At 49.9% G+C, this 16,668-nt stretch carries 15 protein-coding genes; 9 read left to right on the top strand and 6 right to left on the bottom strand.

Annotation, left to right across the window (positions count from 1 at the left end):
* Positions 1-10 precede the first annotated feature (10 nt).
* Positions 11-946 (bottom strand): hypothetical protein, encoded by a 936-nt coding sequence (locus KJY73_RS11270; RefSeq protein WP_232848572.1) that lies wholly within the window; start codon positions 944-946, stop codon positions 11-13.
* 122 nt (positions 947-1,068) lie between these two features.
* Here KJY73_RS11270 and tatA point away from each other — a divergent pair, with 122 nt between their 5' ends.
* From tatA to hemB, 7 genes are read left to right on the top strand one after another with little or no spacing between them, the layout of a single operon-like run.
* A complete protein-coding gene (tatA, locus tag KJY73_RS11265) occupies positions 1,069-1,317 on the top strand; it encodes a Sec-independent protein translocase subunit TatA (RefSeq protein WP_214343867.1) in 249 nt (82 codons plus the stop codon).
* A 2-nt stretch (positions 1,318-1,319) separates the two neighbouring features.
* Complete coding sequence (gene tatB / locus KJY73_RS11260; RefSeq protein WP_206594600.1) at positions 1,320-1,619, top strand: Sec-independent protein translocase protein TatB; 300 nt, start codon at positions 1,320-1,322, stop codon at positions 1,617-1,619.
* Positions 1,620-2,363 carry a twin-arginine translocase subunit TatC gene (tatC, locus tag KJY73_RS11255; RefSeq protein ID WP_214343866.1) on the top strand — a complete coding sequence of 248 codons (744 nt, stop codon included), beginning with the start codon at positions 1,620-1,622 and terminating at the stop codon, positions 2,361-2,363.
* Complete coding sequence (locus KJY73_RS11250; protein WP_214343865.1) at positions 2,360-2,908, top strand: PI-PLC domain-containing protein; 549 nt, start codon at positions 2,360-2,362, stop codon at positions 2,906-2,908. The genes tatC and KJY73_RS11250 overlap by 4 nt, the downstream gene beginning before the upstream one ends.
* A gap of 2 nt (positions 2,909-2,910) precedes the next feature.
* Entirely contained in the window at positions 2,911-3,705 is a 795-nt protein-coding gene (locus KJY73_RS11245) for a TatD family hydrolase (protein ID WP_214343864.1), read from the top strand.
* The gene (locus KJY73_RS11240) at positions 3,692-5,572 is read left to right on the top strand and encodes a sensor domain-containing diguanylate cyclase (RefSeq protein ID WP_214343863.1); all 1,881 of its coding nucleotides are present in this window, start codon (positions 3,692-3,694) and stop codon (positions 5,570-5,572) included. The genes KJY73_RS11245 and KJY73_RS11240 overlap by 14 nt, the downstream gene beginning before the upstream one ends.
* Positions 5,565-6,557 carry a porphobilinogen synthase gene (gene hemB, locus KJY73_RS11235; protein WP_214343862.1) on the top strand — a complete coding sequence of 331 codons (993 nt, stop codon included), beginning with the start codon at positions 5,565-5,567 and terminating at the stop codon, positions 6,555-6,557. Before KJY73_RS11240 ends, hemB begins: the two co-directional genes overlap by 8 nt.
* Before the next feature lie 50 nt (positions 6,558-6,607).
* Here hemB and KJY73_RS11230 read toward each other — a convergent pair whose 3' ends face one another.
* From KJY73_RS11230 to KJY73_RS11220, 3 genes are all read right to left on the bottom strand, one after another.
* Complete coding sequence (locus KJY73_RS11230; protein WP_214343861.1) at positions 6,608-7,135, bottom strand: hypothetical protein; 528 nt, start codon at positions 7,133-7,135, stop codon at positions 6,608-6,610.
* 99 nt (positions 7,136-7,234) lie between these two features.
* Entirely contained in the window at positions 7,235-8,104 is an 870-nt protein-coding gene (locus tag KJY73_RS11225) for a TolB family protein (RefSeq protein ID WP_214343860.1), read from the bottom strand.
* A 1-nt stretch (position 8,105) separates the two neighbouring features.
* The gene (locus tag KJY73_RS11220; protein WP_214343859.1) at positions 8,106-8,948 is read right to left on the bottom strand and encodes an alpha/beta hydrolase; all 843 of its coding nucleotides are present in this window, start codon (positions 8,946-8,948) and stop codon (positions 8,106-8,108) included.
* 183 nt (positions 8,949-9,131) lie between these two features.
* Here KJY73_RS11220 and KJY73_RS11215 point away from each other — a divergent pair, with 183 nt between their 5' ends.
* Positions 9,132-11,312, top strand: coding sequence for a winged helix-turn-helix domain-containing protein (locus tag KJY73_RS11215; RefSeq protein ID WP_214343858.1), 2,181 nt, complete (start codon positions 9,132-9,134; stop codon positions 11,310-11,312).
* A gap of 282 nt (positions 11,313-11,594) precedes the next feature.
* Entirely contained in the window at positions 11,595-13,325 is a 1,731-nt protein-coding gene (locus tag KJY73_RS11210; protein ID WP_214343857.1) for a formylglycine-generating enzyme family protein, read from the top strand.
* A gap of 16 nt (positions 13,326-13,341) precedes the next feature.
* On the opposite strand, the gene KJY73_RS11205 is transcribed toward KJY73_RS11210, so the two are convergent.
* Both KJY73_RS11205 and KJY73_RS11200 read right to left on the bottom strand, forming a co-directional pair.
* Positions 13,342-15,132, bottom strand: coding sequence for a winged helix-turn-helix domain-containing protein (locus KJY73_RS11205; protein WP_332874193.1), 1,791 nt, complete (start codon positions 15,130-15,132; stop codon positions 13,342-13,344).
* Between the two features lie 212 nt (positions 15,133-15,344).
* Positions 15,345-16,589 (bottom strand): malic enzyme-like NAD(P)-binding protein, encoded by a 1,245-nt coding sequence (locus KJY73_RS11200; protein WP_214343856.1) that lies wholly within the window; start codon positions 16,587-16,589, stop codon positions 15,345-15,347.
* Between the last annotated feature and the right edge of the window lie 79 nt (positions 16,590-16,668).

Here is a 16,668-nt window from a genome sequence, read left to right as displayed (position 1 = left end):
GCCCACTGGCTTAACTAGAATGTCCAAAGTAACCTTCAACTCGTAGCGCCAGACCATAAGAGACTTTAAAGTCTTCATCGCGGCGCCAGAGTAAAAAAGGTTCCACCTCGAAGAACAGCCATTTTCTCAGCGCATTTTTGCGCCAGCGGGTACTGACCAGATACTCTTCGATACGATAGTTGGGCCGCGTACCACCTTCCAGATACAGTCCATAAATCATGGCGGTTTTTTCATCCCATTGACTGTATTTGTACCAGCCATGCTGCCAGATCCAATCGTTCTCTTCGTCTCGAAAATAAAAGTGGTTGTCAAAGCGAAACAGGTCGTTACCAGCTAGCTGATGCTCATATTGCGCCATTAAATGACTGCCGAACCTGTCTTGTGTGTAGTAGTAGACCGACGCCTCCAGATTGACGTTATTGATATCTGATAGTCCAAAGGTTTTGCGAATCTGCGATTTCACATAGGGTTGCAACTTACGCCCAACCCCAATGCGATGGGAAATATTCATGTCGCCACTTTTTTTGGCGGTCCAGCGTAGCGCCATAGAGAAACGATTACGGTTATCTATGGCATCATTGCGAGCCGCTTTCACACTGGAGGCATCTTCGTCTTCATCATAATCAGAGAAGATGAGATCGGTTTGATGCTTCATATTCGGTAGCTTGACCCGCACCCGAAAACGGGTTTCGAATTCGTTAACCGCCCGGCTACGTGGTTCCCAACCGAGTCGAATACGAGCTTCGCCGTAGGCTTTTTCATCTAACTGTACTGTTTCGTCAGCAAAGAACGCATCAAACCACATGGCGGTGGCATCAATGGAATCAGACACATTGACCTGCAATTCATCCAGCCAGGGGTTATCTACTGGCGGATCTTGCTGCTCTTCAGACACCCCAGGCAACGCCACAAAGGCCAATATCATGAAAATCCATGGACCCTTCAAAGCTGCTCCTTTTATCAAGCTGATACCACAAGCATGACCACTATCTTACGATGGATCAAATGCAGTGACCTTTTGTCCAACCTACGTATAATAGCGGCAAAAGTGTTAAACGGGAGTACAGCATGGGTAACATAAGTATCTGGCAATTGCTGATTGTTTTCGCAATCATCGTCTTGCTGTTCGGCACCAAGAAGTTGCGCACCCTTGGCAGCGATCTGGGTTCAGCGGTCAAAGGGTTTAAGAAAGCAGTCACTGATGAAAAAGCTGACGAGCAATCAGCTGAGCAGGACGCCGACTTTCCTCAGCAAAAGATGGAAAATAAGGCTGAAAGCCAAGCAGCGCAGCAAGCTGATAAACAGCAGCAAAAATAATCATGTTCGATATCGGCTTCTGGGAATTATTGGTCATTGGCGTGGTAGCCCTGTTGGTGTTGGGTCCTGAGCGATTGCCTGGTGCGATTCGCTCTGCCAGTCGCACCATTTCAGGTGTTCGCTCTATGGCCAGCAACTTCAAACAGGAAGTAGAGCAACAGCTCAAAATCCAGGAATTGCATGACAACCTGAAGAAAGCCGAGCAACAGAACCTGAAGGATCTTTCACCCGAATTACAGGAATCGGTAGACACACTGCGAGAAGCGGCCGATTCGGTGCAAAAACCTTATCAAAAAGAATAGATGTCAGACTCGCAAACCCTTTTCAGCCATTTAGTAGAGCTGCGCAGTCGGCTGTTGAAAGCCCTGCTGGCGGTGCTGCTGGTATTTATCAGTCTGGCGTATTTTGCCCAAGACCTATACCACTTGTTAGCCACCCCCTTGTTGGAAGTGATGCCGACCGGCGCACAAATGATCGCTACCGACGTCGCATCACCTTTCTTTGCCCCTTTTAAACTGACTATGGTGCTGTCGTTTTTCGTCGCCATACCTGTAGTGCTTTACCAGGCATGGGGATTTATCGCCCCTGGATTGTACCGCAACGAAAAACGCCTCATTGCGCCCTTACTGGTATGCAGTACCTTGCTGTTTTATGGCGGTATTGCCTTTGCTTACTATGTGGTTTTCCCCCTGGCTTTTGCCTTTTTCACCAGCGTGGCGCCCGAAGGAGTCACCATAAGCACGGATATCAACAGCTATCTGGATTTTGTGCTTAAGCTGTTTTTTGCCTTTGGCATGTCATTCCAGATTCCCGTTGCCATTATTTTGATGTGTTGGACTGGAGTGACAACCCCGAGAGCGCTAAGAGAGAAACGTCCTTATGTAATAGTGGGTGTGTTTGTCATTGGCATGCTGTTAACACCACCGGATGTCATCTCGCAAACCTTACTGGCAGTACCTATGTGGTTGTTGTTTGAACTTGGTGTGCTAGCCGGTTCTCTGTACTATCGACCTGAACAAGAAACGGAACATCAGGATTCGCCATGAAAAATAAAACTCTAATAATTGCGCTACCGCTTTGTTTAACCGTAATGAGTGGACAGGCTGCAACCCTTTCATCAGCAGTACAAGCCTGCTCACAAGAACAGGACAGCTTAAAAAGACTGGTTTGCTATGACAAAGTGGCTAAAGAACTTCGTCAGTATAGCGATCTCGATAAACCCTCAAGCCCACAACCCATTGTTAACGCGCAGCCAGCTGTCAGCAAAGCCCAACCTCAGATGTCTTCGCCTAAGCATCACGCTCAACCCGAAGCAACCATGTCAAATGTGGAAAAGAATTTCGGCATGGAGGAAAAAATCAGCCGCGAAGAAAGTGCAGATAAGATCCTGGTCACCTTGCAAGACAAAGATCGAGACAATTATGGTAAGTGGGTTTTAACCATGACCAATGGCCAGGTCTGGAAACAGGCAGATACTGGTCGTTTTCCTTTACCAGACGGGCAGCTCTACATAGAACGCGGCATGCTGGGATCTTTCTTCCTAAGTTCCGAAAGCGTCAACCGCAAAATCAGGGTTAAACGTATCAAATAAACATGGCCTGGTTTGATATTGGCGTCAATCTAACCAACAGCAGGTTTAGTGCAGATCTGGATCTGGTGATAGAGCGTGCCAGACAAAAGCAGGTCAACCAATTGCTGATTACCGGCACGGATGTACAAGAAAGCCGTGCAGCTTTGCAATTAGCCGAACAATATCAACTAGTTAGTACAGCAGGGGTGCACCCTCACTACGCGGGCGCAGTCGAGCAAGACTACCTTCTTAGACTGCGTGAGCTTGCCAGTGCCGACAGGGTGCGCGCCATCGGCGAATGCGGACTGGATTTCAATCGAAATTTTTCCTCAAAGGAAGACCAGTTACGTGTATTTGAACAGCAATTGGAATTGGCTGCAGACTTGCAAAAACCCGTGTTTCTGCATGAAAGAGACGCGTTTCCCGAGCAAATCACTTTATTGAAGCAATATAGAGACAAACTGTCAGGTGGTGTTGCCCACTGCTTTACCGGTGACAGAATGCAGATGGAAGCCTATCTGGAGCTGGACTTACATATCGGCATTACCGGCTGGCTGTGTGACGAGCGCCGAGCTCAGCCTCTGCGCGAAGCGGTAACTGCGCTACCCTTGTCGCGGGTATTACTGGAGACTGACGCTCCCTATCTGGCACCACGGCATATTCGCCCAAGAATTGAACGCTGCGAGCCATGCCACTTGCCTATAGTGGCAGAAGAGCTGGCGTCACTGATGAACATTCCGGTGGCGGAATTAGCCAAGCAAAGTTTTGCCAACAGTCTGGCTCTTTTCGAGCCGGAGAAAAGTCATGACAACCCTTAGTGGTATTCAACTCCGTCGTCGTTGGCTGTGGTTGTATGGGCTTATTGGCCTGCTTGTCACTTTTATCACGGCACTGAAAGTTCTGGAAGTCGTCGCTACAACTCAACCGAGCCAAAGCATAGGAAGAGGAACAGAGTACCTGCTTGACTCCCAACATAGCCTGAACATTGAAAGTATTCTTCGGGACAACAAGCTAGCCTGGGAAACCGAACAGAGCAATCAACTATCATTTGGTATGCCTGATGCAACACTATGGTTAAAGGCGCAATTACCCAATCTCGACAATAGAGATAAGTGGTTACTGGAAGTTGACTATGCGCTGCTGGATGAGCTGGAAGTGTGGTTTTTTGCAGGGGATAAACTGCTGAGCGATTATGTGACCGGCGATCTCCTGCCGTTTCGCAGCCGTGATGTCAGTGCTGAGAAATTTTTGTTTCCAGTCCCTGCAAGTCAGTCTCCTCTGAATGTCGTTATTCGGACCAGAACCAGCGGTTCGCTAAAGCTGCCTCTAAACCTGTGGAATGCCGACCAGTATCTTGTTCATGCGGGTGAACATAACCTGTTGATGGGCAGTTTTTTTGGCCTGCTGGCTGCCATGGCGTTAAGTAACTTTTTCTTCTTTGTCACCACCAGGCACTCCAACTTTCTGGTGTATTGTGGCTATGTCCTGTTCCTCAGTCTGACGCTACTGACACTGCACGGTATCGGCTACAAGTATTTCTGGCCAAACAACATATGGCTGCAAGGCCACAGTGTGGTGTTGTTTGCCAACGCCACCATGCTATTTGCGGTATTTTTCACGCGAGAATTACTGCAGGTCAAATCCCACAGCCAGATGATGGACAGAGGACTGCTCATCTGCGGTGCCTTGTACCTAACAGGTTTGCTGCTTAGCCTGATGCTGCCCTACTGGTTGATGATTCAAACCTTTTTAGTCTTGCTTATGGGCACTGTAGTGTTTGTCTGCGGTCTGGCGCTGTGGTTAGCCAGCAAAGGAATAGCCATAGCCAAGCTTTATGCGCTCGCTTGGTTTACCCTGTTGTTGAGCGCACTGATTGCCAGTTTGGAAAACCTCGATGTCATCGACTTGAGTATCAGTTCCCACTATCTGCTGATGGTAGGCGCCCTTATCGAGAGCATCCTGCTGGCACTGGTATTAGCCATTACCTATAACGAGCAGCGGGAAGCGACCTACATTGCGCAGGGCAGAGCATTAGAACAAGAGATCCACTCCAGGGAACTTCAGGAAAAAGCCCAGGAAGAGCTGGAATACAATGTTCAGGAACGCACCTTGGAGCTGGAAATAGCCCTGCGTGAGCTGTCGGAAAAAAACCAGGAGCTGGAGGAGCGCAATACCCAAGACGCACTGACAGGGATCCGCAACCGCCGCTACTTCGACAAAAAATATATTGCCGAGCTGCGCCGCAGTCGCCGTGAGCAAACCGTACTGAGCGTGGCCATGCTGGACATCGATCATTTTAAAAGCGTAAACGATAAATATGGTCATCTGGTGGGCGATGAGTGCATCAAGGCCGTCGCTAAACTTATTCAGGATCACCTGCGCCGACCAGCAGACGATGTCTGCCGTTACGGCGGGGAAGAATTTGCCTTGCTGCTGCCTAATACCGACACCGAAGGCGCGGTACTGTTACTGGAGCAAATTCGCCAGATGGTCGAAAACACCCCAATTAGCAGCCAGGCCGGCACCATTCCTCTGACCATCAGTGGCGGCGTCGCCAGCGAGATTATTGCATCGGATAGCGATGAGATGTCTCTGCTTGGCAAGGCTGACCAGGCGCTTTATCAGGCCAAACAAGCTGGCCGTAATCAAATTTGTCATCATTCCCAGGAGTCTTCCCATGTCTGATTTTCCGTTGGTTCGTCCTCGTCGAATTCGTAAAAACGACTTCACCCGCCAACTGGTTGCCGAGTCACGCCTGGCTGTGCAGGATCTGATTTACCCCATGTTTGTAGTAGAAGGTAAAAACCGCACCGAAGACATCACTTCCATGCCCGGTATCGCCAGACTATCTATTGATTTGTTGCTCAAAGAAGCCGAAGAGCTGGTTAAGTTGGGTATCCCTGCCATTGCACTGTTTCCGGTCACCCCCTCAGAGCTGAAATCTGAATGTGCCAGTGAGGCATTTAACCCGGACGGACTAGCGCAAAAAGCAATTCGGGCACTGAAAGAATTCGTACCTGAGCTTGGTGTTATCTCTGATGTCGCCCTTGACCCCTTCACCTCCCATGGTCAGGACGGGCTGATGGATGAAAACGGCTACATAGTGAATGACGAAACCTGTGAAGTACTAATCAAACAAGCACTGTCACATGCAGAAGCCGGCGCGGATATTGTTGCCCCTTCAGATATGATGGACGGACGCATTGGCCTGATCCGCAAGGCCTTGGAGCGCCAGGGTCATGTAAATACTTGCATCATGGCTTATTCAGCGAAATATGCCTCTAACTACTATGGTCCATTCCGCGACGCTGTCGGCTCAGCAGGCAACATTAAAGGTGGCAACAAGAAGAGCTACCAAATGGATCCGGCTAACAGCAATGAAGCCTTGCGTGAAATTGCCCTGGATATTGCCGAAGGTGCCGATATGGTCATGGTAAAACCTGGTATGCCTTATCTGGACATTGTGCAGCGTTGCAAGCAGGAATTTGCCGTGCCGACTTTTGCTTATCAGGTCAGTGGCGAATATGCCATGCATAAAGCTGCTTTTGCCAATGGCTGGTTAAATGAAGAGGCCGTAATTATGGAATCACTGTTGGCCTTTAAACGTGCCGGCGCCGATGGTGTTCTTACTTACTTTGCCAAGCAGGCTGCTCAACTGCTGCAGAGATAAACCAGAGCTATTGTTTTGGTTCCTTAAAGGGCTGAGCTAATCAGCCCTTTTTAATTGCAGATGGTGCTGTGCTCAGGCACGTTGAACACCAGCCCTTCAAGCTCCGCCAGGCTACTTTGTTGTACCTTAAAGAACCCTTGGGTTGATTCACCCGATCTATGCTCTGTGTACTGCTGCCTGACCAGAGTTAGCAATTTCTCATTGCCCGCCTTAAACAAGGTAATCTGGCAACCTTGCGCGTCCATCTGCCAAGTTCCGCGCAGACTAAAGCGCGTGTCCCGCTGATAATTTGACAATCTATGAACGGAACCTTGTGGTTGGTCTTTAATTGGATGCAATCGATATAGGCTGAAAACCTGCCAGTGTACAAAGCGAGCAGGAACATGGCTGGGGTCCTCATAGCCAAATTCCAGATTTAGCTGATAGCCCGCCTCAGGCGAGAAGGCAAGCCATTGCTCATTTTTTATTGCCTGGTCGGCTAACACCGGCCCCTGAAATTCCGGCTCAGGCAGATAACGAAAGCCGCAGCCCGCCAATGCCAGCGTTACAAAAAGACCAGCTATACGCAGAAATTCCATTGACCTCATCCCAGGGGCTGATTCCCTTTTGTCATGCCTAACTTCCTATGCTGCACCTTCCCACCAGGCTGCAACACCCCTTCAAATAAAGCCAACTACCTATTGGCTTGCTTTAAGTTTCTCAATAATTTGCGCACTGACCCAGTAAATATCCACATTGGCATTTTCATCATCCATACCGCGATTAAACAGAATATATTTGCCATCCGGAGTCACACTGGCGTAGGCGTCCCATCTGTCGGAATTAACGTTTTCGCCCATATTGATAGCCCGGCCCCAGCTGCCATCTTGTTGTCGGAAACTGATATATAGGTCGGAATCACCGTACCCGCCTTCCCGCTCGCTGTCCCAGATAAGATAACTTTCATCGGCGGCGATAAAAGGGTGTGCGGTCCAGGCACCACTGTTGATGGCGCGCCCCATCAGAACGGGCTCCTGACGCTGGCCATTTTTAACGGTTGAGATACGGATCACGTCTTTACTTTTATAGTCATCAAACACATAGGTGCCCATGGCTGAGGACGACAGACGCATGATGCCCCATTCCTCACGTTCGAACATGGTGCCTAAGCTTTTGCGCTCAGACCACCCGCCATCAATACGCTCCTTATAGCCTTCAGCCATATGCATTAGCCTGCCGTCGGGTGAAAAGAATACCTCGCCGTCACGGGTAAATTCGACAAACTTGCGCCAAACATTTTGTTGTTGGCGAAAACCAATCGCGGTTGGGCGGGTTCGTTCCCCACCTCTGGTGGTAAAATAAAACTCCTGCATACCAGGGGCGAATACGCCTTCCAGCTCCCAGCCTTGCCTGGGGATAATGCCGGGCGCAAAAGGTTCTGCCACCATACCCGGGGGCATCTGACCCATATAAGGGCCCTCAAGAACAGGGAATTCTTCCTGGCTGTAGGCCGGACAGATCATGGCCAAGCCGGAAAATAGCAGCAGAAAAACACTTAGCCGGAACATATCATTCTCCTTGCTGTTGTAGTGTGGCCAGCCAGTTTATGGCCATCACGGCAGTCATCGGCGAGGCGGTCTGGTGGCTGCCATCCGGGATCTTGTGGGTTAAGGACAAGCTTGCATCCTTCTTGTTATGTAGAAACTGGATAAGGCTGTCCACATGCGGACTGAGCTTTTGCTCTTCGCTGCCATAAGTCACAAAGACGTTGGCGTTAAAAGGTTTTGCATTGTTGGGCAGGGCTTCAATTTGTGCCATGCGCCAAACCGAAGGGCTGCCAAGCATATAGTTCTTAAAGGTATCGGGTTGTGATAGCAGTATGTAAGCGCCGAATAAGCCGCCCATTGAGTAGCCAAAGTAACTGCGATTGGCAGGCTCAGTGCGGTAGTGACTCTCCACAAAGGGAATCACGTCATGGCGAATAAAATCCAAATATTTGGCTGCCTGACCAAACTGGTATTTAGCCTGGTTCTCAGGATTGCTGGATGGGGCAAAGGAGTAATCCCGGAAGCGGCTGACATACGCCCCTTCCGCTTCGATTAACTTTGCATCTATGTCTTTTTGCCAGGAAAGGCCTACTAAAATACTGTCTTCCATCTGAAAGAAGGTTGAGGCCGACAGCAGCTCCACGTGCCATAAGGCATCGGTGAAGTAGATTACCGGATAGGCCTTATCAGAATTTTCCGCATAGTTACCGGGTAGTTTTATCAGCAGCTCGTACTGACGCTCTGTGGCGCTGGCTTTAATCGGGATCACCTGAATCTGCGGCAACACCAGAGGCTTGGCGTAGGCGGTTGCACCAACCAGAATCAGTAGTAAGCAGGAAAGTACCCGCAAGTAGGTCGTTTTCATATTTTTTTGCCTGTGACAATGGAGAAGGCAGGCTAAAACACGGCGCACAAAATGAACTGAAAGGCCGATGAAATCTCGCTGACTTTTTGCTGACGTCGGCCCCTGGTACTACCTAAACGCACTTGCTATGGTAGGATGGCACATCCATTTGTTTCTATTAATGTTTTTCAGGCAATTTCGGCAATGACCAAAGCGTATTGGGTAGGCAAGTTTCTGGTGGATCTGTCCAGAAACCAGATCAGTCACAACCAAGATGTTCAGACCTTACCGCCCAAAGCATTACAGGTACTCACTTACCTGGCACAGAACAGTGGCCGGGTGGTGAGTCACGACGAGCTGCTAAACCAGGTGTGGGCCAATACTGTCGTGACACCCAATACCTTGCAGCGCAGTATCGCCCAGTTAAGGAAAGCCTTTGGTGAAACCAGCCACGCCTCTGCGCTGATAAAAACCCATGCCAAACAAGGTTACAGCCTGGAAGTCGAAGTGCGCTGGTCAGCCGGGGAGGATACCGGCACCGTTGAACCTGCAGCTGATAGCCAGGGGCAGTTACCTGAAGTCCTCCCTGTTTTGCCCCCCGAGCATACTGTCAACGTCTTCCCCCAGCCCGAGATGGCACCGCCAAAATCTAAAACGGCAAAACCAAAGCATAACAAGTTGTGGTGGTATTCTGCGCTGGCAGCGTTATTGGTCCTTGCCGTTGGAGTATTGCCCTTTGTACAACATGAGGCTGATTTTCAGCTTGAAGACCTGCGTTATCTGACCGCCACCGATGATAAGGAATACGGCGCCAGGTATTCCCCGGACGGCCAATATATTCTCTTTCACCGTTATTATGAGAAGGTCTGCACTAACCATATCTGGGCGAAAAATGCCGACACCTTGCAGGAAGTGCAGCTTACCGCAGAGCGGGGCACTTACTCGGGTTATAACCTGTCTGCCGATGGCAAAAACCTGCTATTTGTTCAGGAACAGGATTGCATTGCCCCGGTTAATCAGCCCAGCTGTTTTAAGCTGATGAGCCTGGATTTTCAGGCAGCGTTGAAAGAACCTCAACAGGCCAAAGAATTACTGGACTGCCAACATTCGGCGATTAGAAACCCGATCTGGATGGACGAGCAGCATATTGCCCTGATGCAACGCGAGGATCGCAACTGGCGGCTGGTGCGTTACTCCCTTGCCGATCAGAGCAGTTCTACGCTGTATGAGGCCAAAGATGGCATTACGCTTGGCCTGGCCTGGTCAGCCGACCGTCAATTGTTTGCTGTCACCTCATTAAAAAGTAGCGGCGGGCAAAGACTCGACTTGCTGTTTGCCGATGGCACAGTGAAATCCAGCCACAACATTGTCTTTCCGCCAGGGGCACCACGCTACACCAAGCTGCTTCCCGAGTTTATGCCAGACAGCAAGGGGCTGCTCCTTACCTATAGGGGACAACTTTCTACCTTGTCTGAACAAGGCCAAATACAGGAGCTGAATATAGGCCTGGACGCCAATATTGGCAGCCCGGCATTTCACCCCGACGGTAATCGTCTGCTGGTTGTTTCCGGCCGTTATGACAGTGATGTCGCCAGACTGTCGATTCCAGACGAAGTCCACATTGATGACCCAACACAGGACCTGGAAGCCCAGGTGTTTGAGCGCTCAATCAACCTCGAAGATAAGGCGAAGTTTCGGCCCAACGGCCAGAGCATTGCGTTTGTTTCAAAGCGGACCGGCAGCGAGCAAGTCTGGTTGCTGGAGAATAACAATGCCGCGCTGATAAGCAGTTTTACCAAAGGTACCATGGTCAGCAACCTACTATGGAGCAAAGACGGTCAGAGCCTGTTAGTGCAGGCGGACATGAGTCTATACCTCTTATCGGTGGATAAGCAGCAGCGTCAGCTTCATTTTCCTCACCCCGTATTGGGTTTGTATGACTGGGACGAAGATGCCCAACAAGTCATTGCCAGGGTTTTGCTTAACGATACCAGTCGCTTTGTAAGCATTGATATCAGTAGCATGGAATTCCAGCAACTTAACAATAAACGGGTATTTTGGGCCGCCCAAAACCCAGGCGGTACACTGGTTTTTATGGATCATCTGCGCCAGTTTTGGCAACGCGGCAGCATTGAAGACAAAAGGATTAATGCCCTGAATGATCAGGGTTCAAGCAAAGGCTTTGTACTGACCAACGAACAGCTCTACGGCATCAACAAAAACAATCAGCTATGGTCATATCATCTGCAATCCGGTGCCTTTAAAGTGCTGGGCAATGTTTCCCCGGATATCGAATTCCTCACCGATATTCAAGGCAATGAGATACTGGCAACGCTGCTCGTTGGGGAACGGCAGGAGATTCTGGAGCTGACGTTGGCTGATTAGCCCTGAGGCGGTGGTGCTAGCCGGTATTTTATATGTATCTATGCCTGGCAGCCATTGTCTCACTTGCTGGGGTGTTGCAAGAAGCACCTCGCGATATATTCCCCCAAAGCCCCTGAATTTATTAGCCATAAGAAAGTGAATACCCACTCACATAGACAGTTCTACTAACCTCACAGGTTCAAATAGAAATTCGATAGAAAAATAATTTAATTCTATGAGGATACCCGCCGGGCATTTTTCTAGATTTCTCGCTTCGATTTTTTATAAACACGAGGAAGCCTGATGGTAGGGTCATCTTTTTCACTCATCAGTATGTTGATGTTAGCGAGTATTCCAGAGCCAAGAGCATGGGTTGAGACATATATCGTCCCTCCGATGGTGCAGATTCCGGCGGGCAAATTCATGATGGGCACAACAGGGGGAGACCCGGCCAGCCAGCCTATTCACGAGGTCTCTGTTGAGGCCTTTCAACTGGCAAAATACCCGGTGACTGTCGCCGAGTTTCGCTACTTTGCTAAAGACACCAACTTCTCACCCGACGCCACCTGTAACGACTTTATTGATAAGGAAGGGTTAAGGGGGCCAACCCACATTGGTACAGGACGATGGGACAAACATCGCTACAGCCACAACGATTATCAGCCCGTTACCTGCATTTCTCTGACAACCGCCAAAGCCTATGCCAAGTGGTTAAGCCAGAAAACCGGTACATCCTATCGATTACCCAGCGAGCAAGAATGGGAGTATGCCGCCAGGGCTGGTACCACAAGCCGCTTCTTCTGGGGAGATGACCCGACCGGTGCACAAGCATGTGAGTATGGGAACGTCGCGGACTTTACCGGTGAATCGGTTAATAATCAGTTGTATGGGTTAAGCAATATTGGCTTTGTGGGCTTGTCTCCTTGTGAAGATGGGGAGGCCTACAACGCCATTGTCGGACAATACAAGGCCAACCCCTTTGGTTTGCATGATATGACAGGGAATGTGCTGGAGATGGTCAACTCCTGCTACAGCGACAAAGGTTACCAACTGGACACATCCGCGTTCCAAGAAGAAAATCAGTGTGAATTCTATGGTCTGCGAGGCAGTAACTGGCATTACCCCGCCCGCCCCCATACGTTCAGAGGCCGGGCCAAGCGGGAAGGGTGGAATGTGTCCGCTGATATTGGATTCAGGCTCGCTGCAGATAAGGCCCCAGCGACTTCGGACGACAGCCATTTCACTGCAGCTTTAAAGCAGGCCCAGCAGCAACGGCTTGTGGAAAAAGACAATTTGCTAATGACACCACGCTTTGGTCACATTGTGCAGTTGGGTGAAACCAGGTATCAGTTGCGCTGGCAACCCGTAACGGACAAAAGTGTAACTCGCTACGATATCTATCAGTCGGTTTACCCTCAAGCGCATCTGATGGGCGGGTTTTATCAACATCAATATACCAAGTTAACTCAGGTGGACAGCTCGCAGTCAAGCCTGGAACTGGATGCAGTAGCCAATGGAACCAGCTTCCTGTTGGTGGCCGCCAATGATGAGCAATCCAGTTTACCCAGCGAACCACTGCTGATTCCGCACCCTCCGGTTATTACTGACATTCCGGGCAAACTAGAGATGCAAAATGTAGCCAGTCTGAACGGTGTGGTGCTTTACCGAGCCGCCCCCACTGAGACGCGCCCAGAGCGATACTATGTTTTCAAAACCAACCCTGTAACAGCGCAGGAAAGGGTGAGCATGACCTTCCTGGTTAAGGTGGAAGAATCAGGAGAGTATCAACTCAGCTATCAAGGTCGCACCTTCCAGAATGGTACTTTCTTTACCTTATGGAATGGCGCTACCTTACTGGCAGAGATTAGCTATAAGCGCCAAGCAGAGAACACAACGAATCGACATTCTGTGTATCTTGAAAAAGGCCAGCACAGCTTGCAACTACAGGTAATGCGCGAGGGATTTGACCGCTGGATGCTGGCCGGACTGGAATTCACCTTACAAAAACCAACAGCAAAAGGGGATGTGCAGTAGCATCAGCAACTCGGCATTAATTAGGCTGCAATTCGCTGCTAGATAAGCGTATTGCAGCATCCAATGCCCTGCTATTCTGGTCGCGCCAACGGCGGGTGGCATGCGCGGTCAGGTAGCTTTTCAACCCCACAGTGTCGACCATGGTATCGCCGCTTTGTGCATGCTGTAAAAGCAACAAGGCGCTATCCAAGGCATCGGTTTTACTTTGCGCTAACTGCGCGATTTGAAAGCTTTGCAGGGCTTCCTTGATCCCTTCCGCCCTGTTCTGTTGCGCCAACAACACTGATGCCCTTGTCAGAGACTGAAATGAGTCTCTTTGCCAGGGGGAAATCAGGGCCAGTGCCTCATCCCAGCGCTGCTGCTGAATATAGCTTTGCCTGAGCTGTTTGGCGGCAATATAAAAATCCTTCTGATATTGTGGCGTAAATGGTCTGCTCAAAATTTGCTGATAAAAACCGTTAGCGGCCCCTCCTGGCCCGGCCATCCAGGCTTGTGTACTGAGTAGTAACACCAGATGTTCATCAGCCAACTGATTTAAGCTGATCAGCTGAGTGGCGAGGCCCATCTGGGTAAAAGCGAGTTCCGTCTGCCCGGCTTTTGATGCCATAAAAGCCTGGATGCGGTGTGCATTCAGCTCCAACAATGGTTCCCGCGCTGCTCTGGCGCTGGCAACCGCCTTATTCAATACTTGCATGCCCTGACGCAGGTCGTTGTCCACCAGCAGACTCCAGGATAAGGTCATCAGCATTTGTGCTTTTAGGGGGGCGACCTCAACAGCTTCCTGAATAGTTAAAGCGGCTTCGATACTTGCTCTGGCCACAGGGAATTGCTTGTTCTCCATGGCAATTTGGGCTTTGAGCCATAGATACAAGGCTTTCTCCAGGTTATTGTCCGGCGCCAGTAGCTGTCTTTCCACCAGCGCAGCTGCCTTGTCGTATTCTTCCAGCGCCATATATAACCTGGCCTGTTCTGCACCAAGATCATTTTGACGCATCTGCAATACGGAAAGGGCCTGCTGCGGATGAGACAAACTAAAATAGTTACCGTCGCGCAATGCCAGGACAGCAGCACTGAGCTTGTGCTGCGCCTCTTCGGCAGTCTTGACCAGAATATAGTCCTGCCAACTTCGCTGCGGCCCCTGAAAAATGAAACTGACCACCACACCGCTTTTCACCGGAAAGTTTTTGGTAGCAACAAGTAACTCTTCTGCGTTGGCTGTCTGAGCATAAGTGCGATGAGGCGAGTCAAACAGTGCTTGTGCCGACGGGCCGGCTTGAAGATTTTGTACCCTAAATTCCTGCGCGGCTGGAGCAAGGACAAATATTTGCTCTGGTTGCAGCGCCGCTAGGGGTGACAAAGTATAGAGTCTGTACCAAAGCACCGAGACGATAAGCAGTATTGCAATACCCAATCCATAAACAGCCGGTCTGGACAAACCTCCAAACGGCTTGGGCACTTGCGCTAAATCTTTATTCTTATCCTGGCCAGTAACTTCAGTAGGTTGATGGCGGTTATCTATAATAGGGGATTGCCATTGATACCCTTTTTTAGGAAAGGTTTTAATGGCGGTCTCACCAAATATACTGCGCAGTAAACTGATGTTTTGGAAAATCACCTGCTCAGTGACAACCCTGTTCGTCCAAACCTTATCTAAAATAGTGTCTTTGCTCAGGATCTTATCCCGATTCTCCAACAACAACGCCAGTAACAAACAGGCCTTTTCGTTAAGCGAAACGATCTGGCCATGTTGTTTTAAGACTAACTGATCTGGATCGAATTCAAATTCGCCAAATTGATAGGTGCTCACCAAGCTCGCTCTTTTAGTTTAGTTGCGGGATGGTAACCTACTTTGCCCTAACGTGCCGTGCATAGGGACAATTTATGCCAAGGTTAACCTTGGTTGGTGCAATCTACACCCAGCAAAAACATATACCCGATAGCAGTGGCTGGCAGGGTCTGTTTTTACATATAAAAAACGCCGCGAGTGGCGGCGTTTCTTTATGCAAAACCCAGGAACATTTATTCCATGTAGCCGTCAGGCAGCGCTTCGAAAGGCGATACGCCGGTCTCAATGGCCGCCTGAGCAACAGCTTTGGCCACGCGCTGACATAAACGCGGGTCCATGGGCTTGGGGATAATATACTGGCGACCGAAGTTCAGCTCTTTCACATCCGCCGCTTTTAGCACCGACTCAGGCACAGGCTCACGGGCGATGCTACGAATAGCTTCCACCGCCGCAACCTTCATCTCATCGTTAATGGTAGAAGCGCGTACATCTAGTGCACCACGGAAGATAAAGGGGAAGCACAGCACGTTGTTTACCTGATTAGGGTAATCCGAACGACCGGTAGCCATGATCAGATCATCACGGGCACCATGCGCCAGTTCAGGCTTGATTTCCGGATCAGGGTTTGAACAAGCGAATACCACCGGATTAGGTGCCATCAATTTTAACGCTTCAGGCGGCAGCACATCAGGACCAGATACACCAACAAATACGTCGGCATCCTGCATCACATCTTCCAGAGTGCGCTTGTCGGTGTTATTGGCAAACAACTGCTTGTGCGTGGTCAGATCGTCACGGCGGGTATGAATTACGCCTTTTCTGTCCAACATATAAATGCGTTCACGCTGCGCGCCACATTTAATCAGCAGTTCCATACAGGCCACAGCGGCAGCGCCAGCGCCCATACAAACTATAGTGACATCGTGAATATGCTTACCCTGGATTTCCAGGGCATTAAGCATACCAGCGGCGGTCACAATAGCGGTTCCGTGCTGATCATCATGGAATACCGGCACACGACAGCGTTTAATCAGTTCCTGCTCAATCTCAAAACACTCAGGTGCCTTGATATCTTCCAGGTTAATACCGCCAAAGGTGTCGGCAATATTGGCTACCGTATTGATAAATTCATCCGTAGTGCGATGCTTCACTTCAATGTCGATCGCATCCAGACCAGCAAAACGTTTAAACAATAAGGCCTTACCTTCCATCACCGGTTTTGATGCCAGAGGTCCTAAGTTACCCAGACCAAGAATCGCGGTGCCATTTGAGATGACCGCGACCAGGTTGCCTTTGGCCGTGTACTTGTATGCATTGTCCGGGTCTGCGGCAATTTCCTTGACCGGCTCAGCCACACCAGGGCTGTATGCTAGGGCCAGATCGCCGACGCTTTCGGCGGGCTTGGTCAGTTCAATACTGATTTTTCCGGGGACGGGGCTGGCATGATAATTCAGTGCTCTTTGACGAAAGTCAGACATAGTTGCCTCTGAGTGAATCTGTATGGGTACGAGTAAGGAATATTATTGTTATCAATCCCTGAACGCTGGCAGGAACGGG

The sequence above is a fragment of the Bowmanella yangjiangensis genome, from assembly GCF_018531185.1.
GTDB lineage: Bacteria > Pseudomonadota > Gammaproteobacteria > Enterobacterales > Alteromonadaceae > Bowmanella > Bowmanella yangjiangensis.
Note: the sequence above shows the minus strand (reverse complement) of the source record. Positions and strands in the feature narration are given on the sequence as shown.